This is a genomic window from Niabella agricola (assembly GCF_021538615.1).
GTDB lineage: Bacteria > Bacteroidota > Bacteroidia > Chitinophagales > Chitinophagaceae > Niabella > Niabella agricola.
Genome location: NZ_JAJHIZ010000002.1, coordinates 569250 through 593061, shown reverse-complemented (window position 1 = coordinate 593061; position 23812 = coordinate 569250). Strand labels below are relative to the sequence as shown.

Annotated in this window: 11 protein-coding genes; 1 reads left to right on the top strand and 10 read right to left on the bottom strand. The window is 49.4% G+C overall.

Translation table 11 applies throughout. The features are described 5' to 3' along the window. The 9 genes from LL912_RS02875 to LL912_RS02835 form a co-directional block, all read right to left on the bottom strand. On the bottom strand, positions 1-1986 hold the full coding sequence (locus LL912_RS02875) for an alpha/beta hydrolase (protein ID WP_235552054.1): 1986 nt from the start codon (positions 1984-1986) through the stop codon (positions 1-3). A 34-nt stretch (positions 1987-2020) separates the two neighbouring features. Then, on the bottom strand, positions 2021-4603 hold the full coding sequence (locus LL912_RS02870; protein ID WP_235552053.1) for a glycosyl hydrolase 115 family protein: 2583 nt from the start codon (positions 4601-4603) through the stop codon (positions 2021-2023). Positions 4604-4681: 78 nt separating this feature from the next. After that, the gene (locus tag LL912_RS02865; RefSeq protein WP_235552052.1) at positions 4682-6316 is read right to left on the bottom strand and encodes a glycoside hydrolase; all 1635 of its coding nucleotides are present in this window, start codon (positions 6314-6316) and stop codon (positions 4682-4684) included. Positions 6317-6361: 45 nt separating this feature from the next. Then, complete coding sequence (locus LL912_RS02860; protein WP_235552051.1) at positions 6362-8032, bottom strand: endo-1,4-beta-xylanase; 1671 nt, start codon at positions 8030-8032, stop codon at positions 6362-6364. A 27-nt stretch (positions 8033-8059) separates the two neighbouring features. Further along, complete coding sequence (locus LL912_RS02855) at positions 8060-9058, bottom strand: DUF5627 domain-containing protein (RefSeq protein WP_235552050.1); 999 nt, start codon at positions 9056-9058, stop codon at positions 8060-8062. 53 nt (positions 9059-9111) lie between these two features. Next, the gene (locus tag LL912_RS02850) at positions 9112-10917 is read right to left on the bottom strand and encodes a RagB/SusD family nutrient uptake outer membrane protein (protein ID WP_235552049.1); all 1806 of its coding nucleotides are present in this window, start codon (positions 10915-10917) and stop codon (positions 9112-9114) included. 39 nt (positions 10918-10956) lie between these two features. Beyond that, positions 10957-13995, bottom strand: a complete 3039-nt coding sequence (locus LL912_RS02845) for a SusC/RagA family TonB-linked outer membrane protein (RefSeq protein WP_235552048.1) — start codon at positions 13993-13995, stop codon at positions 10957-10959. A 32-nt stretch (positions 13996-14027) separates the two neighbouring features. Beyond that, on the bottom strand, positions 14028-15971 hold the full coding sequence (locus tag LL912_RS02840) for a RagB/SusD family nutrient uptake outer membrane protein (RefSeq protein ID WP_235552047.1): 1944 nt from the start codon (positions 15969-15971) through the stop codon (positions 14028-14030). A 13-nt stretch (positions 15972-15984) separates the two neighbouring features. Beyond that, positions 15985-19149, bottom strand: a complete 3165-nt coding sequence (locus tag LL912_RS02835; RefSeq protein WP_235552046.1) for a SusC/RagA family TonB-linked outer membrane protein — start codon at positions 19147-19149, stop codon at positions 15985-15987. A gap of 599 nt (positions 19150-19748) precedes the next feature. On the opposite strand from LL912_RS02835, the gene LL912_RS02830 reads away from it, so the two are divergent. Further along, positions 19749-19916, top strand: coding sequence for a hypothetical protein (locus LL912_RS02830; RefSeq protein ID WP_235552045.1), 168 nt, complete (start codon positions 19749-19751; stop codon positions 19914-19916). 67 nt (positions 19917-19983) lie between these two features. Here the strand turns inward: LL912_RS02830 and LL912_RS02825 are convergent, their stop codons facing one another. Then, the gene (locus LL912_RS02825) at positions 19984-23799 is read right to left on the bottom strand and encodes a hybrid sensor histidine kinase/response regulator transcription factor (RefSeq protein WP_235552044.1); all 3816 of its coding nucleotides are present in this window, start codon (positions 23797-23799) and stop codon (positions 19984-19986) included. Positions 23800-23812: the final 13 nt, after the last annotated feature.

Below are 23812 nucleotides of genomic sequence, written 5' to 3'. Positions count from 1 at the left end.
TTAGTTTTTAAATAATAAAGGCGCCAGCTCATACAAACTTCTTCTCCAGGACTGCCATTCATGGCCTGTTCCGGGGGACATATATGAAACGGCAGGAATGCCGGCAGCCTTTAAATCGTCTGCCGCTTTTTTTACCCGGTCGGGGTTTTCGCGCCCGCCGGCGCTCAGGAAAATCAATTTCAGTTTTGCCCGGTCTTTAATATCCCCGGGGGCATACAGGCCGCCGCTTAAAAGCGCGTAGTGAGAAAAAAGATCGGGCCGGTTCAGGGTAATTGCTTTTGTTTCCATACCTCCCATGGAAAGTCCTGCCATGGCCCGGTTGGGCTGGTTACTTAGTGTACGGAAATGTTGATCAATATACGGGATCAGTTCGGCTGTTAAAACCGTTTGAAAATGTTCAATTTTAAATTCATTCATCCTTCCCCATTTTACTTCATTGGTCATGCCATAAGTCATTACAATAATGAAGGGCTTTATTTTTCCTGCAGCGATCAGGTTGTCCATTATTAAATGCGCCAGCCCCTGGTTGGTCCAGCCGGTTTCATCCTCGCCCCATCCGTGCTGGAGGTATAATACGGGATAACGTTTATGGATATCCTTTTCGTAGCCCGGCGGTGTATACACAAATGCTCTGCGGGACGTATGCGTACTTGGAGAAGGGAACAATATTTGTGATACATGGCCATGCGGCACTTCTTTCAGGGCGTAAAAATCCTGGTCCTGCGCGGGTATTTCTATACCACTTTCCCAACGGGTGGATCCAAAGAAATTTAAAGTTCCGGGATCATTGAATACGCCGCCATCGACGGTTACATGATAATAATGAAACCCTTCATCCATGGGACCGGCCGTAGTGCCCATCCAGCTTCCGTCCGCGGCCTTTTTCAAAACCGTACCACCGCTTCCGCCCAGTCCAAGATTTACTTTTACGCTATCGGCGCCGGGTGCCATAATCCTGAAGCGGGCATAACGCTGTGAGTTTACCTGCGGGTACGCCTGCCCCGGCTGATTGCGTAAAGAGGGTCTGAAATCTTCTATTACGGGCGATGCTGCGCCAGGCGCCTTTTCCCCGGGCTGGCTACCCATACCGGCATGGGTACCTGCGATGGGCTCAACCGACATTTTACGGTAGGCTGCAAACGTTGACGGGTCGACCGGTTTGAACAATAACTGTGCATACATATATAAACCGTTCTTCCAAACCTTAAAATCATGTCCGCCCGGTTCGATAAAATAAATATGCGGAACACCTTTTTCTTCCAGGTACTCGTGCGTGCGCTTGCTGAAACCTATCAAACCATCGCTGGCGCCGCAGGAAATGAATACCAATTTCAATTGCGCTTTTGCCCTCCCGGGATCGGGCAGCAAGTCTTGCGGAGGCTTTGTATTGGGGGCCGAAGAAAACCCTCCTACCCAGGCAAACCGATCCAAATTACCTAACCCAAAGTTCAACGATTGTCCGCCCCCCATCGACAGACCGGCAATTGCCCGGCTTTCACGATCTGTCCTGACGGGATAGTTCTTTTCAACAAAAGGGATCAGATCATCCAACAGGTCTCTTTCAAAAGTGGCAAATGCCTGTACTTTTGCAGGCTCCATCACATTACCACCGGCACGGTCATCCTTCATAGCCCTGCCGTTTGGCATCACCACAATCATCGGAACAGCTTTCCCACCGGCAATCAAATTATCCAGGATTACCTGTGGCGTTCCTCCATTCAGCCACTCGTACTCATCACCGCCAATGCCGTGTAACAGGTACAGCACAGGATATTTTTTGTTTTTTGAAAACCCCGGCGGCGTGTAAACCGTTACATTCCGTTCAACGCCAACGGTGCGGGAGGGATAGTGAACCGTATCCACCTTTCCTTTGGGCACGGTTTCCCGTAACTGGTCAAATCCCGCTGTTGCGGGCTGCACGGCTTCCTGGGCCGTCAAGGAATAACTGAGCAGCAGCATATAAACCGCTGGTAGCATTCGTTTCATATGTTTTTTTTATTTAGTAACATGGAAGAGGACTTTACCTAAAGATCTGTTTTTTGTTTGAACCAATCGTTGGCTGAGGTCCCAGATAAGAAGGTTTTAACCCACCCAGGTCCAACACCAGTTTTTGCAATACGATGCCCGGGCTTAGCATCCAGTAGCGCACCGTATGTTTTCCCTTGCCAAGGATTTTATGGTCCGTAGCTGTTATATTGATATTATCCGAAACCGTTTGCGCCCATTCCCGGCTACCTACCTTAAATTTATTAATGGAAACGATCTGCGGTACCGCGTCATCAATGGAAACCGCATATTGCAAGCCCCTCTCTGCATCCTGGTAATTGAGTGTTGGGGAGCAATAGACCTGTAACGTTGCGTTGCCCGCACTGGTGGTATATATATCATACTGCAGATGCGGTGTTTCTTTGGAGAGCCGGTCAATCTCTTTGGTCACCGGGAATGTGGTGATGCCATCGCCTTCCCGGCTAATGCCCGGTATTATTTTCCACTGCACCCCTGCGGCATCTGTTTTCCTGGTGAAACGGGTGGCTGAGATGGATACATATCCATCTTTTTCATAAAAAATATTCCCTCCTGCAGGTACCGGCGCCGCCGCTGTAACCGCGGCCCCTGTTGTTATGGCGGCTGCCCGCGCTCTATCCGGCACATATACCAGCTCCGGTATTTTTTGCACCCGGGGCTCCTGCCAGTAGGTATACCCTATATGGGTTTGCGACATCATGTGGTTCCACTTGCCATTATTGAGCTGATGATACTCCAGCGTAATTAAGGAATCATTCCTGTAAAATCTTTTTGCATCGTCTGCATATTTATTGGCCTGTACGTTACCCTGCTTTGCATCATACCGGTTCCGGGCAACAGCGGTGTACAGGTGCTGAAGATTGCTATAAGCCTGCACCGGGTGTAAGACCAGCTGATAAAAGGCAGCACCCTGCTCCTGCGGCAGTTTATGCTTTAACGCTTCGGCTTTTTTTAACAGCTGATCCCAGTCGTTTGTAATACGCGCTGCTTCATTATAATTTTCAATGCTATAGGTTGCGGCATCCAGTAATTCCGGCTTCTTCCGGGATGCGTACTCTGCATACCGCTCCAGCACTTCTGCGATCTCCTTCGCATGCGCACCTCCGAATTGCTCCCCGGCCCATTTTGTATAATAGGAAAACAGGTTGTCTTCGTTCCAGCGATGCACATTCCATGCATAATCCAGGAAGAACGATATGGGCAATTCCATCGGCTTCAGGTCGCCCACGTTTACGATCCATATCTGGCGGGCATTGTATGCATAAGCCCGGTGCATCTGCTCCCAAACCCTTGCAAGATTGTTGGTGTTGATCCATTTATAATTACGGGGGTCGCCCACATAATCAAAATGATAATAGACCCCGTACCCGCCCTTTCTTGGCGGATCCCCCAATTTGGGTAATCGGCGGATATTGCCCCAGTTATCATCGCAGAGCAGTAGGGTTACATCTCCGGGCACACGCATACCGGCGTCATAATAATCCTGCACCTCCTTATACAAAGCCCACAACTGCGGCGTTTCCGAGGCCGGCTTACCGGTTACTTGTGTGATGATTTTCCGCTGATCGGCCACAATCCGTTCAAGCAATTGAATCGCCGTGCCCTGTGTCATCGGTTCATCCCCGTCGCCCCGCATACCAACTGTAACAATGCTTTCGTGATCCCGCATATTTTCAATGCCCTTTTTCCAAAAAGTCTTTAGCCCCGCCTCGTTGGTTTCATAATTCCAGGCACCTTTCCCATAACGTTTCCATTCGGTTTGCGCGCGCAACATCGGCTCATGATGGGAGCTTCCCATTACAATGCCCCATTGATGGGCGAGCACGGGGTTCAGGGTATCATCGTCATTAAAAGCATTTCCCCACATGGCGGGCCACAGGTAATTGGCCTTTAAACGGATCAGCAATTCAAAAACCCGTTCATACATTTTATGATTGAACCCGCCAAATTTTTCTTTTGTCCATCCGCTCAATGCCGGCGCTTCATCATTCAGAAAGATACCCCGGTACTTTACGGACGGCGACGGATAGTGGTAAATACCGTTCTTAAAAAACAGTTCCGGCTTCCTTTTTACCGGAACATCGGCCCACCAGTACCAGGGAGAGACCCCCATCTTTGCCGAAAGCTCAGCCACACCATAGGCCGCGCCGCGCCGGTCGCTCCCCGTAATCACCAAGGCGTTTTGCACACCCGCTACCGGATTGCGAACCGTCTGCAGCTGGAAGGCTTCCCATTTTCCTTCCAGGCTGCGGGTATTTATTTTTCCCCGGGAAGCCAGCGTACGAATGGTTGCCGACCGCTCCACAGTACCGATCATGATTACATTTTTTAAAGACCCGCCAAGCCCGCTCGTTACCACCGGTCTTTTGCCGGTCACCCGCTCAATATCATCCTGCAGCAAACGTGCCGCTTTATGTACAAGGCTGTCTTCTCCTGCATCTATGTAAATAAAGGCGGCGCCATCATTTGTTGCAACCGGGAAAACGGTGGCCGTTTTCTTTTCAACAATCAACTCCTGTGCATATGCTGCTGCGGAAAGCAGTACAGCCCATGCTATAAGTGCATATTTTCTTACCATGATACGATTTCCTGTTGTTTTTCATTTTTACCTGCACCATTTCTTCCATCCTGTCTCTTCCAATATATTGCCCTGATTTTACAACTGCATCTTAACGGACACCATGCTGTTTGCAGACATCTGCAGCCTGAGGTTCTTTTTATCTTTTGTAATATAAAGGGCTGCAGGGGTCATATTATTGATGGCATTTGTTTCCACCGCAGCAGCCGCTGCCATACTTTGAGGTATTGCCAGTTCCATGATGACAGGCCGGTCGCCCTGATTTGTAAGTACAACCGTATAATCATCCGCTCCGGCGTATGCCGTTGCCAGCAGCGGGCTTACAGCAGAAGGTGTCATCGCGATGCGTGTTCTGCCGGTGGCATACTTTGCATAATGGGCGATGATATACCCGCGTTTTGTGATCGCCCCATTGGCCGCAGTATACCAGTCGGCAGGATTGTTGGCATCCCGGTCCTCACCCATAAAGCTATAATATCTTTTTAAATACCAGTACACATATGCATTTACATTGGAAGCCATGCAATCATGAATTTCCTGGGCCAGCGTTGTTCTTAACGAGGGCTCCCACAGCCAGTCGGGCCCCTTTGCGGTTTCATTAAACAGGTGCTCGGTTACCCATACTTCTTTTTCATGCTGTTTTGCAAGCGGGTAATCTGCGGAAGTTGTTTTGAAGTTAAACCCATATAAATGCGTGGCAACAATATCAAAATTGTTCACCGCCAGCGGATCGTTTAATAAAGGATCTGTATAGGATTTATTAAACTGCACGGTTTCGGCAGTCATCAGCCGGGTGCCAACCGCGCGCCCGTACCCTTTAACAAAATCGAGCATCTGCTGCGGCGTATAAGAGCACCCGTCGTATCCCACTTTATAATCGGGTTCATTCTGAACGGAAACAGCATAAACAGGGATACCCTGATCTTTATAATAATCTACATAAGACTTCAGGTGCGCAGCGAATGCGCCATAATTTGCAGGCAGCAGGTATTCCCCGTTCTGATTGCTGTTTACATTGGCCGACTTCATGGAGGGCGGAGGCGTCCAGGGTGATGCAAACAACAGGGCTCCGTACTGCTGCGCTCTTTTAGCGATGGCCAGCTCCCGGCTCCAGTCGGCGGGGTTGGGATAAAGCATCAGCCGCCCGATATTGAGCCCCAACCCATCCGGGCCATACAGCTTGTCAATATCGGCAACAGAAAGCTGTGAAGCGCCGGCCCAGGAGGCATTCATCATCCCCCCGAAACCGGTAATTTTCTGATACCGGATACCGGGGTTTAAAACAAACCGGTTCACACCGGAATAGGGTGATTGAACAATCACCATTTTCTCTTCTTTCCCGGTGGTAAGGTCCTCAATAAAAATCTCCTGTGTACGGCGCTCCTCGGTAAGATTGGGTTGTAACCGAACAAATGCTTCGCCCAGGATGCGCTGCTGCTCGACTCCGCCACCTGTTTCCCTTGAAAAACCGGTAATAAATCCGCCGGGTGCAGCAGAAAGCTTCCATTTTGTTTGCGACCACCGGATCCCAACCGGTATGCTGTCCAAAGCACCGTTTGCGGTAGTCTCAGCTGTTGCAAATTTTGCGTAGGTATTACCCTGCCCGTTGTTGGTGGCATCTTCCTTCCGGCATGCCTTAAAAAAAATGCAGGCAAGAAACAACAATGCTGCAAACCGGCCCCAACCGGCTTTGTACTTATAGCGCTTCATCATTTTATCCATTTATAATACAGTTTTTGAATGCCGTTATCCGCTTTCTCAATTGCCGGATTTCCGGGAAAGGGCTTCTGCAACGGCTTTATAGGCAAGCTTACGGGTATACTGCCCGGTCCATACGCCCACCGGTTCTCCCGGCCGCCAGCCGGAATCTGCAGGACTGTCGAGCGGGCTCCAGAGGGTAATGCCATAACGTTGTGCCGCGGGTACCAACTCAAAATAGGTTTCAAGAACATACCGGTACATTTCTGCCTGGGCCGCGTATTGCGCGGTTGTTGCATTGGCCATTTTTACGCCCCCCAGACCAATATCCAATTCACTTATTTTAACCAGCTTTCCGCTTGCAGCCAGCAACCGGAAATGTGCTGCAATCTGCTCCCTGCTGGTATTGATATCTATATGCATCTGGGTGCCGATCCCGTCAACCGTTGCGCCTTTACTTTCAATATACCGCACATACTCAATAAGGCCCCGGCATTTATCCAGGTTATACTCCAGGTTATAATCATTGATAAACAATTTGTCTGTGGCATTTCCATGCTGCCGGGCCAGGTTAAATGCCGTTACCGCATAATCCCTGCCCATATAATCCTGCCAGTAAAACTGGTCTGCGGCCAATGTTTTTCCAACACCGGTTTTTAATGCATAAGGACTGGCATCATCCATCGGTTCATTCACCACATCCCATGCGTTTACATAAAATTTACAGGTATCTACCATTGCCCCGATAAAATTTGTGAGCGCCCCGGTGATGATGGCATTCTTTTCCTCAGGGGTTTTCTCTGCGTTCCATTTTAAAACAATATTGTCGATGTAGTAATTACCGGATCCGGTTCCGGACCCCAAAAACAAGGTAAAACTGTTGAGCTCTTTCTGGGCTGCCGTCAGATTCAGGTTTGCGATGGGCAGCACAATTTTGCCTACAGCCCAAACATTGTCAGTAGCTCCAAAACCGGAGGGAGTGCTGTAAACGGTAGGGCTTGTACCCTCCAGGCCCAATCGCACGCCACTGCCAAACAGGCCTGTAGATCCGGTAGCGAGAAAATCAAGCGTTACAGATTGACAATTGCCCAGCTTTATACCCGCAGGCAGGGTAACGGGGATTTTGGGAAACGATTGATTTGCCGGTGTGGCAGCAGTACCAACATTCAATACCTTACCGCCGCTTCCTTTCGGATCGAGCACTACGGCAGCCGTGCTGTTTCCCGTCATCGGGTAGGTTCTCCCGATATCATCTTTTTCAAAATCGATTGCGGTTGTACCACTGGCCCCGGTGATGAGCCCGTTCAGGTAGGTTGCATTCTGGTTGGCATGCCAGGTAAGCGTATGTCCGTATACCTGCATACCTGCATCTTTAGCGGTTTGTAGCAGTTTGATCACCTTTGTAAGATTCAGGCTTCCATCGGCCTGAACGACCGCTCCATGCTTCAATTCATACCCCGGTACCAGTTCATCGAAATTGCTGTTGACCAACCGGTACATCACTGTTTTATTTACATAATTATCGAGCGACACTCCCACACCGAGTTTAAAACCGGGGTTTGAACCGGGGTTGATATAGGATTTGAGCCCAGCCAGTGAATCGATGGACTGCTGTACCAGGATCGTTTCCGGCATATCCGCTTCATACGTAAGCTGACTGAATTTAGCGCATGAGGCCAGCATTGCCAACCCGGCGCAGCCCGCCAATATTTTTTTACCTGAACCTAACATAATATAACGATATAAAAGATTAAACTGCTATTTAACTACCGGGGTGAAGGTTTCCATTGTAACCGCCCGGTCCCGCATTACCAATGTGTCTTTTGTAGCAATGCTGCCGCTGATCATTTTTGAGTCAGCCCCCGAACCTACAGTAATATCTTTATAGCCGACCTGGTAATTGAGGTAAAGCGCATCCCGGTCTTTATTACCCCAGCTGTTTTTTTCTGCTTTCTTTATAAAAGCCCCGGTTCCGGCAACCGTAAACCCGGTTGTGCCTGAAGCAATCGTGCAATTTCCTGAGTTATCGAATTTCAGCACCAGCGTACAGGAAAAGCTGTTGTTATTATGATCCTTAAACGTCACCGGGAATTCCAGTTCATTGAGCGACCTTGTGGTTAGCTTGTTTACTTCATCATACTCCACGTAGAGCGCATGACGGGTTACGGTTTTGTTCACGTCACCGGTCATCATATCCGTGCCGCGGCGCAGATAATTCCCATGCCACTCGTTTACGAATTTTACGGCGTACAGGGTAAAATTCCTGGAAGAAAGGATGGAGTCGGCGTTTACAAGACCTGTGATTCTTACCGGCAATACATACGTATTTTTAACAGCCCCGGGATCATTAAAAAAAGCGTCTGTAAGCTGCACTTCTACCCCGCCTGCCAGTGCGCCCTTGGGAATGGTGATACGGTTCCCGGCCAGTTGATAATAATGAGCGGGCAATGGCTGTATAGCATTACCGCCAGGGCTGAACAACATCCCAGTCCCCACCAGCGCTTCATCAATCACAAACGAAACGTTTATATCATTCCTTGCTTTATAGGCACCGCCCATTGCCGCGTATACCTGGAACTTATGCCGGTTATCCAGTGTATTATCTACGGTGAGGTCTTCTCCCAGCGTAATGGTTCTTACCGGGTATTGGTAGGGGAAATAGACCGTCTGATAATTATAATCCGGAAAATCGCGGTCTTTATTACAGGAAGTGAACACCGCCAGCAATAAAAAGGGTAGTATTATTTTTTTATTCATCCATGCTGTTTTTAAAGTTATGCGATCCTGCTCCATCATTGTTCATTTTTGTTTTATTGCCATCCTTTGTTTTGAACCAGCGCATTAAACTTCAGCACTTCACTGTTGGGTATGGGATTGCTGGTCATATACGTTTCAAACTTTCTGGTTTCCACATCTATAAAACTGTAGTTACTGGTATTGGTAATGCTTACGCCTCTTGCCGTTTCCCCAAGGTTGGCGCCCCAGCGGCGCAGGTCCCAGAAACGGATATCTTCGAAGCAAAGCTCTAACCGGCGCTCGTTCCTTATCAGCGCACGCATTTTATCCTTGTCGTTTTTAACCGATTCCAGGTAGGCGTCGCCATTGGCGGTACCGATGCCCGCCCTTTTGCGGATGGCTTTTATTACGTCGTATGCGGAATAGGCATGCCCGCCGGTACCCAACGGCCCCCAGGCTTCATTGGCCGCTTCTGCATAATTGAGGAATACTTCCGTATAGCGGATAATCGGCTTGATGTGGCGCTGCCCGCTGGTGGTGGTCGAGGTAAAGGTTACATTCTTATGGCAAAGTTTTTTAAGATAATAACCGGTACGGGTAGCGGTAGCCACTTTGTTCAGCCCGTCATTTGTTGTACCATCTGCAGCGGTATTGATCACTGTAGCGCTGTTTGCTAATGTACCGCCATTTACCAGGATAAATGTTTTTAACCGGGGATCGCGGTTATTATAAGGATCCGAAGGATTATAACCGCTTGCGGGATCCGTTATGGGATACCCGTTCAGCGCCGGAAATGCATCTACCAGGTTCTGTGTGGGGTTGATCCGCCCATTGCCAAACATTGTGGGTGGGTAATTATCCCGCTCAATGCCGGCATCATTATCCGTCCAGCTATTTCTCCAAAGAACCTCCGGAGGGTTAACGCCTACCGCTAAACCGGTGATCTCTGCAACAGCCGGATCGGTTCCGCCATACCAGGCAAGACCGTTTACCGCCAAACCACTGACCCCGTTTACCAGGTCTAGAATGGCTGCCGCATCATTGGCTGCATCGGCCCAGGTAGTGGTGGTTCCTCCTTTATAAGCCGGGCTGGCCGCAATAATGGAGGCCTTGGCCTTTACCGCCAGGGCGATACGGCCGCTGATCAGTCCGCCCCTGAAATTGTTCCCAAATACCCGGTTATAATCGGTGCGGCTTATATCGCCAAACCGGGCAGGTACCGTACCGCCATCCGGTATGTCGCCGTAATCAAACGGCAACAGCGCCGTGGCCGAGTCCAGGTCTTTATATATCTGTTGTAAACATTGCTGGTAGGTAGCCCGGGGCAGGTTCATGTTGGATTGCGGTGTTTGTGCACTCAGCAGCAACGGCACTCCCAGCCATTCACCGTTGGCGCCCTCTCCCCCATACAGTCTCAACAGATCCTGGTAAAAAACGGCCCGCAGCCCATAGGCCTCGCCGGTGATCCGGCGTGCAAACATAGCTGCAATTTTTTCATCGAGCGACCAGTTTACGGCGCTTACTTTTTCCAGCATCAGGTTGATGTATTGAATGGCCGCATAACTGTTGGCCCAGCGGTTGAAACCAAAAGGGATAAAGAGCGGCGACCATTGCCCCTGGGCGATCCTCAGGTATTCATTGGTATAATCATTGGAAACCGCATTGTCTGTAGCTACATCTGAGTGATACCAGCTGGTATTGGGCATGCGGGTATATGCATTACCCAGCAGGCCGTACATGAACCTTGCCTGACTGGGCATGAGCGCGTTTGGATCGTCCACCTGGCGGTTGTTCTCAATGGCCGGTTCAAAAAGATCTTTTTTACAACCGGTTGCCAGCAGGATGGCCGCAGCAAGCGTTATCCCTGTTATCTTGTTCATAATTACTTCCTTTATCAATTACGTAAGTTTTCTTATCATTTAAAACAGGGCTTTTACCCCCAGGTTATAAAAGCGGGCCTGCGGAGCGCTGCCGATATTCATTTCCATCAACGCCCGCTCCTTAGAAATGGTAAGCAGGTTGGCTCCGCTGATATACAAGCCCAGTTCTTTTACAAAGTGCCCTTGTTTTACTGCATCGCTAAGATCATATGAGAGCTGCACCCGGGCCAGATCAAAACGGTTGTCTTTGTACATCCAGAAATCGGAGGTAACAAAATTATTGGCCTTGCTCTGCGTGGTAAGCCTTGGGTAGGTAGCGGTTGCAGCCGTTTCCGGCGTCCAGCGGTTTCGCACCACCACGGAATATTTATCTTCGCCGCCGATCCAGTAGTAGGAGCCGTTCTTAACCCCGTCCGCCCCATAGCGGCCCACACCCAAGGCAAAGAGGCTCAGTTTTTTCCACTGTACCGTAAGATGGGTGCCGATGGTAAGCGGCGCGCCATACCATCCTCCGCGGCCTAACAATACCTGGTCGTTTGTGTTAATAACCCCATCCCCGTTCTGATCCCTGTATTTAAGATCCCCGGGCTTTACCTGGGCGCCCAGCGACTGTACGGGAGACCGGGAGATATCACCGGCGTCCTGGAAAAAACCAAGGGTTTCATATCCCCAGATACCATCCAGCACCTTGCCCTGCCGGTACTGGTATGGCTCATTGGCAATCTCTGTTCTTTTAACCGCCTTTGTGGTGTAATACGTACCATTGATGCCCCAGGTCCAATGCATGGCGGAAATTTTTTTGTTGAACGTAGCGCCAAAATCAAAACCGGTGCGCAGTTCTGCATCCCTGTTCACCGCAGCGCCAAAAACGGAGTTACCGGCCACGAACCAGCTGGGATCAATAACGGAGGCCATGGTAGTGGCGCTTACCAGCATGTTCTTCATTTTGTTTGCAAAGAAACTGCCCTGCAGTTTCAGGAACGTTTTAAAGAAAGATCCTTCAAAGCCCGCCGACAGGTTTTCAAGCCGGGGATAGGTCATACCCGGATTGGCGCCACCCTTTGCTTCCGTAACACGCCCGGAATATCCACCCCCGTCCCAGCCCCACCAGGGTGAATTATCATCTAACCGGTAATAGCCGGCATACATGTAATAGTTGGGAATATCCAGATCGGTGTTGATCCTGCCGGCGCTTGCCACCAGTTTGAGATCATCCACAACGGCGGTTGCCGCCTTCATAAAATTTTCCCTGCTGATGCGCCAGCCCAGTGAAACCGTTGGAGAAAATGCCTTACGTTTTCCTTCCGGCAGTTTGGCTGAATGCACCAGTGCACCGCTGAAATCGAACATGTATTTATTCCTGTAGCTATAACCCAGCTGCAAGCCCAGGTTTACGCTGCCCAGCGCGTGATAAACACCGGATGTGGTTTGCTGAAACCCGTTCGCCACCAGGAGCCCCGTCAGGTGATGGTCGCCTGCCAGGATATCGTCATAGCTGAAATACCCGGATAATGCCAGGGTTTGCCGGTATGTAGTTCCGTTTACGTTCTGAACCCCGCTTGAAGCATCCTCGCCATATTTGGTCAAAGATGTAATCAGGTCTTTGCCCGAATAATTGTTCCATACCGGTGCGTAGGTTGCATAGGTATTGTTGTACGACTGACTGTAAGCAGTACGATAGTCAATGGCAAAATCTGTCTGAAACTTTAATCCTTTTAACAGATTACGCAGATCCGCTCCCGCTGAAGTATTGAACTGGAACTGACGGCTCACAAATTGACTGTAGCCGGCCCCGTACATTGCCGCAAACGGGTTGGTTTGATCCAATTGTGTACCACCAAAGAAATACGTACCATCGATAATATAGTTACTGTTGCGTATCAGGGCCCAGGAAGCCTCATCCTCCTTTTCGAGAAAGCTAAGCGGGATCAGCGGCGCGTACCTGTTGGGGCGAACCGTTGCTGCGCCCTGCCAGAATGCAGCATTGGGACTCCGGTCGTCGTAAAATGTGGCGGACGCATCTATTTTACTATAGATAAACGGGTTGATGTTGACATCGATATTTCCCCGTACGCTAAAACGGCTGGTACGGTCATTATTTTTTCCTTCCCCGAAATTCAGGAACGAACCGCCGGTATAATAATTAATATTGGTATAATATCTGGCCCGTTCATTGCCGCCTGAAATTTCAGCAGTAGCATCATACCGGTTATAGGTTTTCTTTATATAGCGGGGATTATAAAAATTCAGATCGGGATAGCGATACGGGTTATTACCCGATGCGAAGTTATAAATATCGGATGGACTATACAGCGGCGTCATTCCATCGTTAACACGGGCTTCATTATACAGGGTCATGTACTCGGCCGCACCCAGGTACCGGGGAAAGCTTTTGGCAACATTTACCCCGGCATTCACTGTAATACTGGTTTTGCGGGTATTGGCTTCTCCCCGTTTGGTGGTAATCATAATTACTCCCCTGGCGGCCTGTGTTCCGTAAAGTGCTACGGCGGCAGCGCCTTTAAGAAAGGTAATCTGGTCGATTTCTGTGGGCATTACGTTATTGGCATCGCGGGGAATGCCATCAACCAATGTCAGATAACTGCCCATTCCCCACAGGCTGTTCCCGTTATACCCCGGCACCAGCGCTTCCATTCCATCGAGACTATATGTAAAATAATTTTTCTTCATCAGCGCTTGCACATTCACTACTTCTACTCCGGTGATCAGGTCTTCCTTTTGTTTTTTCCCAAACAGCACCGGCACATCCGCAGCTTCATCAAGTATGATTTCCCGCATGCCCAGAACGGCTTTTACATACCTGGTTTTGTACCCGGCAGCCGCGATTGCAAGTTCGGTATGCTCCGGTACAACAATCGTAAATGCACCGGAGGCATCTGTTGTTACGGCCGCAGCATCATCTGTTACGGCATTCACGCGGGCCGCTGCCAGCGGAAGGTTTCCTGCGCCATAAACGATGGCTTTGACCGTTATCTCCGGCGCCGGTTGGGCATTCAGCAAAAGCGGTAAAAATGCAAACAGTGCGAACAATACCACCCCTGTTTTTTTATAGTTCATTCGTTTCATGTTTATTTATTAGGGGATCAACGTTACCAGCCGGGGTTTTGAGGGAATTCTGCATATAACATAACGTCTACATTTCTTAAAGGCAGCCAGTAATGCTTTTCGGAAAACTGCCGTTCGAGGATCACCTGCTCCCGCAGGTTTGCGACCTTGTTGTTCTTTGAATTGCTTGTGGAAAATGTACCGGACCGGTCGAACTCCAGCGATGTTTTCAATGTATACGGACGTTGTATCAATAACCGCCAGCGGCGCAGGTCGTTAAACCGGTGCCCTTCAAACGATAATTCCACGGCACGTTCGCGCCGGTATTCGTTCCGGAAGGCATCCTGGGAAGCGAGGAATTGCGCGGCTACATGCCCCACGCCGGCCCGGTCGCGGATCACATTGATGGCATCGACCGCTGTTTTATTAAATGAAGGATCTTTACCGGTGGGCGCATTATAGCCTTCTGATGCCGCTTCTGCGTACATTAAATACACATCAGCCAGCCGCATATAAGGAAGGTGCACGTTCAGGGATTTATTATAGCTGGTACCCAGATCGTATTTATTTCCTGTGCGGGGAATGAATTTGAACAGCAGGTAGCCCGTACGGCTGCTGGTAGTAATGGGTACGCGGTAATCGCCACCGGTGTATAAGGTGGCATAACGGTATTTTTCCTCGGAAGGATTGGGAATGCCGGCCTCCACCATCTTGCATCCGTCGTAAATAATGTCGTTATAAAAACGGGGATCCCGCCCCTTCCAGGGATATTGCGGATCATAACCCGATGCAGCATCGGCAACCGATGCACTGTTAGCGGGATTAATCGGCAGGCCATTGGCCATCCCGTAATAATTTACGTAATTGGCCGTTGGGAAGAACTTAACCTCGCCTTCCCCGATCAGGAACTGGGGCTGGTACTGACGGCTGGTTCCATAGTTTGATGAATTTGCCGACCAGTAAGGCCCTCTGAATATCGCCTCTATAGCAGCGGCATTATTCAGCCCCACTCCTGTGCCTGGCATGGCCCAGTTTTCAAAATTCGTGTAAAAGTTCTTGTAATAATTTGAAAAGGCCAGCAAGCCATAGGTTTGCGACCCGTTTTTTACCTGGCCGCTTTCTGTATAGTTCAACAACTCTCCAAATGCGGCGGCTGCTTTTTTGCAATACTCCGTATTATATGATGCGTTACCGGTCGATTCCCCGTTCATTAAAGGGCTGCCGGCCCACAGGTAGTTCTTGCCCAGATAGCCCAATGCCATTATTCTATTTATGCGCAGCTGGTTCTTACCGGCTGTTCTTTGCCCGGCCACAGTGTTGTCCCAGTTCAGCGGCAACAGATCGGCAGCGGCACGGAAATCAGCTGCAGCCTTGTCGGCGCATTCCTGGTATTTAAGCCTGGGCAACATCAGCTTTTCATCACTGGGCAGCACTTTATCAATATAGGGCAGCCCGCCAAAGTACTGGATCAGCATAAAATGGAACCATCCTCTGAAAAATAGCAACTGGCCTTTTATAAGATCTCTCTCTTCGGGTGTGGCATCCGTCAGCTTATCCATATTCTCCAGGCCAAGATTGCATTTGCGGATGCCATACCAGGCCAGCGGCCATAACTTTTTGGTCATCCGGTCATTACCGGTATTCCAGCTATAACCGTCCATAAACCCGGCGCCCCAGCTGTCAAAACCTCTTTGCCATCCCCAAAAATCTCCGTTATCTACTTTTACAATAAAGTGAAAAGATTGCGCGGTTGACTGTATTTCATCCTCGCCCCAGTTCCAGGAATTGGTCCAGTAGGCATTGGTAAAATCCGGGATGCATTGATAGAGTTCTTCTGTAAATCCCTGGAAATTGGAAAAATTCTTAAACGCTTCATCACTGGAAATGATCGAACCGGGCTCCCGGTCCAGGTATTTCTTGCAGGACCCCAGTGCCGCCAATACGGTAATAGCGCCGATACAGCAGATGGTTTTTATATACTTTTTCATAATGATCATCGTTTTAAAAAGTGATATTAGCTCCCAGGTTAAAGCGCTTCATAGTGGGATACGCTCCCTGGTACGAGGCACCGCCGATGTTCTGTTCCCGGTCATCGGGCATTTTTGTCCAGGTAACCAGGTTGTTACCATTGAGGTAAAGCCTGATATTGTCGAAGCCGGTTCTTTTTATAAAGCCCCATTTGCTGGTAAATGTGTAGGCGATTTCCGCGTTCTTTAAGCGTATATAGGAAGCATCGTACCGGTTAAAATTGCCCCGGTAATAGCCTGCCGGTGTGGTTGACCAGCGCGGCATGGGCTGGGTAGGATCCTGGTTTGAGGGCGACCAGTAGCTTCCGTTGTCGTAAACAGTAAGATTTTTATTATTCAGGCTGTTGAACGCTACATCACGGTTTACATCGTTGACCGCATAAAACTGTATGAACAACGAAAGCCCTTTCCAGTCGATCCCAAAATTGACATTGTAGCTGTTCAGCGGCCAGTCGCCATACCCCCAGGGAATATTATCATTATCATCAATAATACCGTCGCCATTGTAATCAACAAGGTACAGGTTGCCCGGAAGTTTATAGTTATCATTCGCATTATACAAAGCACTTCCATAAAGCGCATCCCAGGTATTGTAATAGCCGTTGCTCACTTTTCCCCTCCAGGTGCCCACTTCATAGCCGGCCTGGTTCTGATACGCCGGCCTGAGTGCCGGATCATCGGCTTCGATCACTTTGTTTTGAGCATGTGTCATGATCAGGTCGGACCAGGCACGCAGGTTGGGGGCCAGGTTTTTCCGGATATGCAGCTCCAATTCATATCCCTTATTTTTTACTTCGCCCAGGTTTACCGGGGGGGCGCCATTGAGCGCTCCGAAATAGGAAGGAACGGCGCGGGCTCCGCCCTGTAAAAGGATATTGGTACGATGGTCCCAAAAGAGGTCGAACTTACCGGTAATAAATCCTTTGAGCAGTTCAAGGTCTACGCCGATATTGTACTTGGTGGCTTCCTCCCATTGCACATTGGGATTGCCTACCCGGGTCTCCCGGTACCAGGTATAGGTACTGGATTCAGCTCCCTCTTGGTTAATACCCATTATGGCATTACCGCCGCGGCTCCATTCGGTAAGGTAGAGAAACCGGGAGTTGCCGATATTATCGTTACCGGTGGTACCATAAGAAGCGCGTAGTTTCAACAGATCAAGAAATTTCAGATTTTTTAAAAACCGTTCCTTGGTTACAATCCAGCCCAGGCCACCCGAAGAGAAGAAGGCAAAGCGTTTATCCGGTGCAAATTGCTCCGAACCATTGTAGGCGCCATTGTATTCGACCGTATATTTATTGCGGAAACCATACGTGGTACGGAACACCCAGTCTTCACGGTAATGAGGGATCTCACTCCCGGTTGAGTATTGGTTACGGTTCATTAATCCCATCAGCGTTATTTGGTGCGCTCTTGCAATTTGCCGGGTATAGTTCAATTGCAGGCTGTAAAACACCCTGCGGTATGCGCCGTCAACCGTGCCTCCGCTCGCAGCCCATTTATCGAAGGACTGAAAATCGAAGTTGGTGGAATTATCATTGGCAAACCGGTATTCTGTAATTCCGGTAAGAGGGTTGATCCATTTGCGTTGCATGTCGTCTGCATCATTCAGCCCCCGGTTCCGTTCAACAAAGGAATTATCAAAGGAAAGGGTTCCGTTAAACTTCAGCCCTTTAACAAGCATATCGAGGTTCTGTTCCAATGTAAAATCCGTTGTGATGCGGGCGGTTGTAAGGTACTGAATGCCGCTTTTGCTTAATAACATCGCTGAGTTCTGGTAAGTGGCCTCGTTGGGAGCATAATACCCCCAGGCGCCATCCGAATAAACGGGTAAGAAAGCGGCGGGCGATGCAAAATAGGCCGCGCTCCATACGCTCGGCTGATCGGTGCCGGCATAAGGGCTTTTACGTACACCATAGGTGCCTGCCAGGTTTACTTTAAATACCGTACTGTTCGTGATCTGGAAATCGAGGTTGCTGCGTACGTTGATGCGATTAAACCCGAAGCCCGGCGTGTATCCTCTGCGGTTTTCGTACACTTTGAAGATATCTCCTTCCCGTGTATAATCGGCACTGGAAAAATATTTTACAAAACGGGTGCCGCCCTGTATGTTCAGGTTGGCATTTTGCGACCAGGTATGATCTTTAAACAATGCGCCGATCCAATCGACATTGGGGTACCGCTCTGCCTCCGCCGCATTGGCTGGATTGCGGTATTTATCCATGATGGCCCCGGGCATAATATCGGCCCAGGCTTCCGGCGCCCGTGGCAACTCGTATTCGATAACCGCGTTCCTTACCCGGAACGCATCGTAAGCATCCAGTTTGGCGGGTAACCTGGAGGGACGCTTCATAATGGTATTAACCGTGGCACGGATATCGGCTTTTCCCACTTTTCCCCTTTTGGTGGTCACCAGGATCACGCCATTGGCACCGCGGGAACCGAATACCGCCGTGGCCGAAGCATCCTTTAAAACGGTTACCGATTCCACTGAACTGATATCCAGGTTGGAAATGGTACGCTCCACCCCGTCTACCAGGATCAACGGGTCGGAACCATTGAGACTGCTGACCCCACGGATGATAAAGCGGGGATCCTCCTCCCCCGGTGTGCCCGATCCCTGGGCGGTGATTAACCCGGGAAGGTTTCCGGTAAGTGCTGCTCCCAGGCTGGTTACACCTCCCGTGCGCTCCAGTTCCCTGGCTCCCGTTTGACTGATTGCCGCCACCATTCCCTCTCTTTTTTGCCGGCCATAGCCGATAACCACCACATCTTCCATCGACTGCTGGTTGATGCTCAGCTGGATGAGCAGGTCCCGGGCGCTATCGGCAACGGCAATCGTTTTCGTGATATGCGATACAGCGCTGATGACCAGGTGGGCAGCGTTGCCGGAAACAACAATCCTAAACCGGCCGTTCGCTGAAGTGACCACTGTATTCCGGGTATTTTCCTCGTTAATGCTGGCTCCGCCCACGGGCTCATTCTGATCACCGATCACTTTTCCGGTCACTATTACCGGTGTTTGGGCAAAGCCCGGCAGGATGTGGAATACCCCAAAACACAGCAGCAGCAATAAACGTTTTGCTGACTGGGGGAAGCAGTCTGATTTCTCATTGGCAATGAAAGAAGCAAGCATCATTTTGAATTTGAGTATTTAAAAAGGAGCCGGTCGTTGCAAGCTTTATCTGAATCGGCGTCTCAAAATGTAACCGATTACATTTTGAGGTTAAAAAAAACCGGTATTGAGCACATCCGGTCTCTAAGCAATTCATCTTTTCGCAGGTTCAACAATCGCTACTGCCGGAACGAAATTATACCCCGCATTCAAAAAAGGCTTTAAGAGATGTTGAAACAATTGTAAGAAATGTTGAAAAATGATTATCACAGATGTTGCACAGCCACTCATAAAACAATGATTATCAAATAATAAACACCAAAACCACCTTCTTTCCGGATCAGCCACGAAAGCACATCATAAAAAAGATACCGGAGAGCGCCGCTTTCTTTTTCCATTTTTCGCCTATTACGGATCGTCCTTTTGCCGTGCTGAAAAACCGATGGGCATTAAAATTTCCGGAATCGGTTACATTGCTGTTGCAATCTTTGCGGCAGGTTCCGGGCATACCCATATACCAAATTGCAGGCAGGCATTTATGTAACACGAGTCTGTTATAATGGATCTCCTCCATGCCAAAAGGCTGGCCTGGCCACAACGCTTTGCAGCGGATTCTTGTGTAAATGTTGCGGTTGCTTAAGCTGGCGGCAATGGTGTGCGTACCGATCGAAATAACACCCCCTTTTGATAACGGCGCTTCATTACTGGACCTGCCCGTTTTACACAATCACGCCGGGAACCGGAATGTGCGTGGCTTTGCCGCTCCTGCCTTACTGTTGGTGCAGGGGTGAAAGCCCCATGCGGCAGCTTTATCCTGCATCGCTGGGGAATACATGTTTTGTTTTGAACCAGGCTTTATTATTCGATATACTGGCTGGGCGATTTACCGAATTTTTCATGGAAACATTTGGAAAAGTAGGAAACGCTGTTAAAGCCCACTTCATCCGCGATATCCGTGATCGACCATTTCTTTTCCGCCAGCAGTTCGGCGGCCTTCATCAGCCGGATCGTCCGGATAAAATTGGTGGGCGACTGCCCGGTTAACGCCATCAGTTTGCGATACAGACCGGTACGATCCATATGCATATCGGCACTGAATTTTTCTACTGAATATTCCTGGTTTGACAAATTTGCCTGTACGCATTGCATAGCCCTTTCCATCAGCTCCTTGTCAAGCGGGTTGGTAGTAATCTGTTCTACTTTAACCTCTTTTTCCGTGTTAAACAGCTGCCGGCGTGCGTCGAACATCTGCAATAACTTGCGAATGCGCAGCCGCAGCAGTTCCATATCGAAAGGCTTTACCAGGTATGCATCCGCTCCTGATTCGTAGCTTTCAAACCTTGCCTGGTCCGAACTCCGGGCGGTAAGCATAATGACCGGCGTATGCGAGATGGCGATCTGGCTGCGGATGCTTTTGCACAGCTCATCGCCGCTCATCCCCGGCATCATCATATCCGTTACAATCAGGTCCGGCTGGTGCTCCAGCGCCATCTTCAGGCCTTCGGTTCCGTTTCCCGCTGTAATTACCGTATAGACACCCTCCAGTTCTTTCTCCAAAAATGCCCTTAGGCCTTCATAGTCTTCTACGATCAGCACTTTCTTTTTATCGCCTGTTTGGGGCCCGTTTATGTCGGCCTGCGGTTTATATTCCCTCACCGGCAACCGCACCTCAAACCGGCTTCCCTCGCCCGGATTGCTGACAACGGCAACTGTTCCTCCATGCATTGCTGCGTATTGCTTTACCATATATAAGCCAATACCACTGCCGGTATTACCATCGATCTGATTGACCGACTGATAGAACCGGTCAAAAATCCGGTCCTGATCTTCCCCCGATATCCCTACTCCGCTGTCCTCCACGCAGATCTCCAGCATACCGGTTTCCGTATTAAGGCCTGCTGTTGCCCGCACCCGCCCTCCTGCCGGTGTAAACTTAAATGCATTCGATAACAGGTTGGTGACCAGACGCGCTACCTTTGAGGTATCGATCCACATTTCAGTGGTAGCATCTGTTACCACGGCATCAAAGTATACTTTTTTCTCCTTTCCCTGCAATTCATATACGGCAAACAACTCCTTTAAAAAAACAAGACTGGTCACATATTTTAACTGCAGCACTTCTGCGGCCTCATCTATTTTTTTAAACGCCAGCAACTGGTTAATATGATCGAGCAGCAAATCTGCATTATTGCTGATCCGCTGCAGGTCGTCCTTTACCTCACTATCCGGCACCCGTGTTATCAGCGATTTTAAGGGCGTTACAATTAAAGTTAACGGCGTTCTTAATTCGTGACTTATATTCGTGATAAAGGCAGCCTTCGCATCTTCGATCGCCTCCTGCTGCTGCTTTTGCCGTTTCAACGCGTTGCGTTCTTTAACATAGCGATATAAAAACCAGCCGGCAACAAGTGCTAAAACCGCGTAGATCAGTTTTGCATAAACTGTCAGCCAAAACGGGGGACGGATCACGATCTCCAGCAACTTCGGCCGCGCTCCCCACACAATGCCATCGGCGCTGGCCAAAACCTTAAATAAATAGGTTCCCGGCGGAAGCCGGGTATATGTTGCTTCTCCGATGCCCGAACCCGATTTTTCAATACGCCAGTCCTCATCCACCCCTTCCAGCCTGTACCTGAAATAGGTTTTCAGCGGATTGATATAATTCAGGCCCGAAAAATTGATGCTAAAAAAATTCTGGTTATGGTTTAAAACAATCCTGCGGGAGCTTGCTACAGATTGTTCCAAAATGATCCTGCCATCATAGGCTGTTCCCTCCACAACCGGCCTCCCGAATAATTTAAAGCCATACAGTACCGGCGATAATATTTCGCTGGTTGAAACCGCAGCCTTTTCATTTAAAATATTCAGGCCGTCTATTCCACCAAAAAAGAGCTCTGTATGTGCATCGTCGGCATATATGGCGCGCTCGGAAAAAGTATGCTCCATCACACCATCATAGCGGTTATAATTCTGTATCATAAAATGATACCCGGTATCGGTCGCTATTTTTTTTATATTACTGATGCCCCTGGAAGTGGTCAGCCAAAACGTTTTATCTTTCCCCTGGGTAATGGCCTTAATATTCTTACTGATCAGCCCTTCACTGGTTCCAAGCTGGTATTGTTTTTTCTTTACAGGATCCCAAACATACAGACTCCCAAAGGAACCCATCCAAAGTAACCCCTCATCATCTGTAAAAAGGCAAATGAAATAATCCTTTACCGCCGGGTAATTGCGCGTATTGTTGTTTACGCTATCCGTTGCAAAATGGAGTGCATACGTTTCCCTGTCGATAAAGAACAGTCCCCTTGCCGAAATGCCGGCCCAATAACGGTTCCAGGGAATCACCTGCTTAACGTTGCTTACCACGGCGGCGGAAAACATCAACCTGTTTTTCCTTAACACCGGATCGTAGAGGTAAAGACCATTGTTAAGGGTGCAAATCCAAAGTTTTCCGTCTTCCGTTTCCGAAATATAACTTACGGGAATATCCAGGTGGCGAGCCGGATTCCCCCGGGAATCGAATGCATATAAGCCGTTCGACATTCCCACCCATATCATCCCCGATTTTGAACGATACAGGGCGCGGACATCCGAACCGGGCATTTTCTGCTCAAACGTACCGGCTAAAGCGCCGTTTTTCCAGCCGGCTGCATATAATCCATCCAACGCGCCCAGCCAAAGCTGGTCCGGCAACCGCAGGATGCTGTAAATGCGCAGATCATCCGTGCCGGGCTGCCGGAAAAAGCCTTTACCAACATTTGAAAAACGGCTCCTTGCCGGATGGTAATAGTAAAGGCCTTTGTTAAACGTGCCAGCCCAAAGGCCACCCTGTTTGTCGTACAAAAGTGTATATACTTCGTTATCCTCCCTGCGCCCGTCTGTGAGGGAAAGATCCGGGTAATAGCTGCCGGTGTCGGACCCGGACCGGAAATACCACATGCCCACTTTTGCAGGGATCCAGAAATTTCCGGAGCTGTCTGCCATAAGATTATTGAGCCAGTACCGGTCTGTTTCCAGCAACACCGTTGAACGGTGGTTCCGGGTATCAAACCGCACTAACTGACCCTTGCTGAAACCATTCCGAACCAGGTATAAATACGGCCCCACCACATTCACCCACAGCCGCGTCAGGTAATCCGGCTCGGCCTCCTTTTGAAAATGCTCCCGGTACATTTCCCGGCCCGTTACTTCATCCAGGCAACGCATAACGCCCGACCTGTAAAAGAGATATACCCGGTCCGGAAGTCTTGCAATATCAAATAGCTCATCCTCCTTAAAGCCGCTGCCGGATACGGTTTGCAAAAAAACGGACACCCGTTTATGCCTTTTGTTGTAGCGATACAACCGATCTGCCTTTGTCAGCACCCAGATATCGCCATAGGTATCTACGAAGAAGTTTGCGGGAGGCTCGGGAAACCCCAGTTTCTTCAGATATCCTAAAGGATTCGTTTGCCCTTTTTCTGTGGCAATGTTTATAACAACCAGCCGGTTCTGGTTCTTCACCCACAGCCGCCCTTCGGCCAGGTAACCTTTATATTGATAGGGCGTATATTTGGCAATATGGATCACATCTTTCTCATCCACATCAATGGTTCTGAAACCACCGCCGTTAAATACATTAATGGTGCTTTCTGTAAAAACAACCAGTCTTCCGTCAGGAAATTGTGACAAGTAGCGCACCTGG

Bases quoted from the DNA above. Each gene is read 5' to 3' on its own strand.
- LL912_RS02870 (WP_235552053.1), bottom strand. From the start codon at position 4,603: ATGGTAAGAAAATATGCACTTATAGCATGGGCTGTACTGCTTTCCGCA.
- LL912_RS02850 (WP_235552049.1), bottom strand. From the start codon at position 10,917: ATGAACAAGATAACAGGGATAACGCTTGCTGCGGCCATCCTGCTGGCA.
- LL912_RS02855 (WP_235552050.1), bottom strand. From the start codon at position 9,058: ATGAATAAAAAAATAATACTACCCTTTTTATTGCTGGCGGTGTTCACT.
- LL912_RS02875 (WP_235552054.1), bottom strand. From the start codon at position 1,986: ATGAAACGAATGCTACCAGCGGTTTATATGCTGCTGCTCAGTTATTCC.
- LL912_RS02835 (WP_235552046.1), bottom strand. From the start codon at position 19,149: ATGATGCTTGCTTCTTTCATTGCCAATGAGAAATCAGACTGCTTCCCC.
- LL912_RS02865 (WP_235552052.1), bottom strand. From the start codon at position 6,316: ATGATGAAGCGCTATAAGTACAAAGCCGGTTGGGGCCGGTTTGCAGCA.
- LL912_RS02845 (WP_235552048.1), bottom strand. From the start codon at position 13,995: ATGAACTATAAAAAAACAGGGGTGGTATTGTTCGCACTGTTTGCATTT.
- LL912_RS02840 (WP_235552047.1), bottom strand. From the start codon at position 15,971: ATGAAAAAGTATATAAAAACCATCTGCTGTATCGGCGCTATTACCGTA.
- LL912_RS02860 (WP_235552051.1), bottom strand. From the start codon at position 8,032: ATGTTAGGTTCAGGTAAAAAAATATTGGCGGGCTGCGCCGGGTTGGCA.
- LL912_RS02830 (WP_235552045.1), top strand. From the start codon at position 19,749: ATGTTGCGGTTGCTTAAGCTGGCGGCAATGGTGTGCGTACCGATCGAA.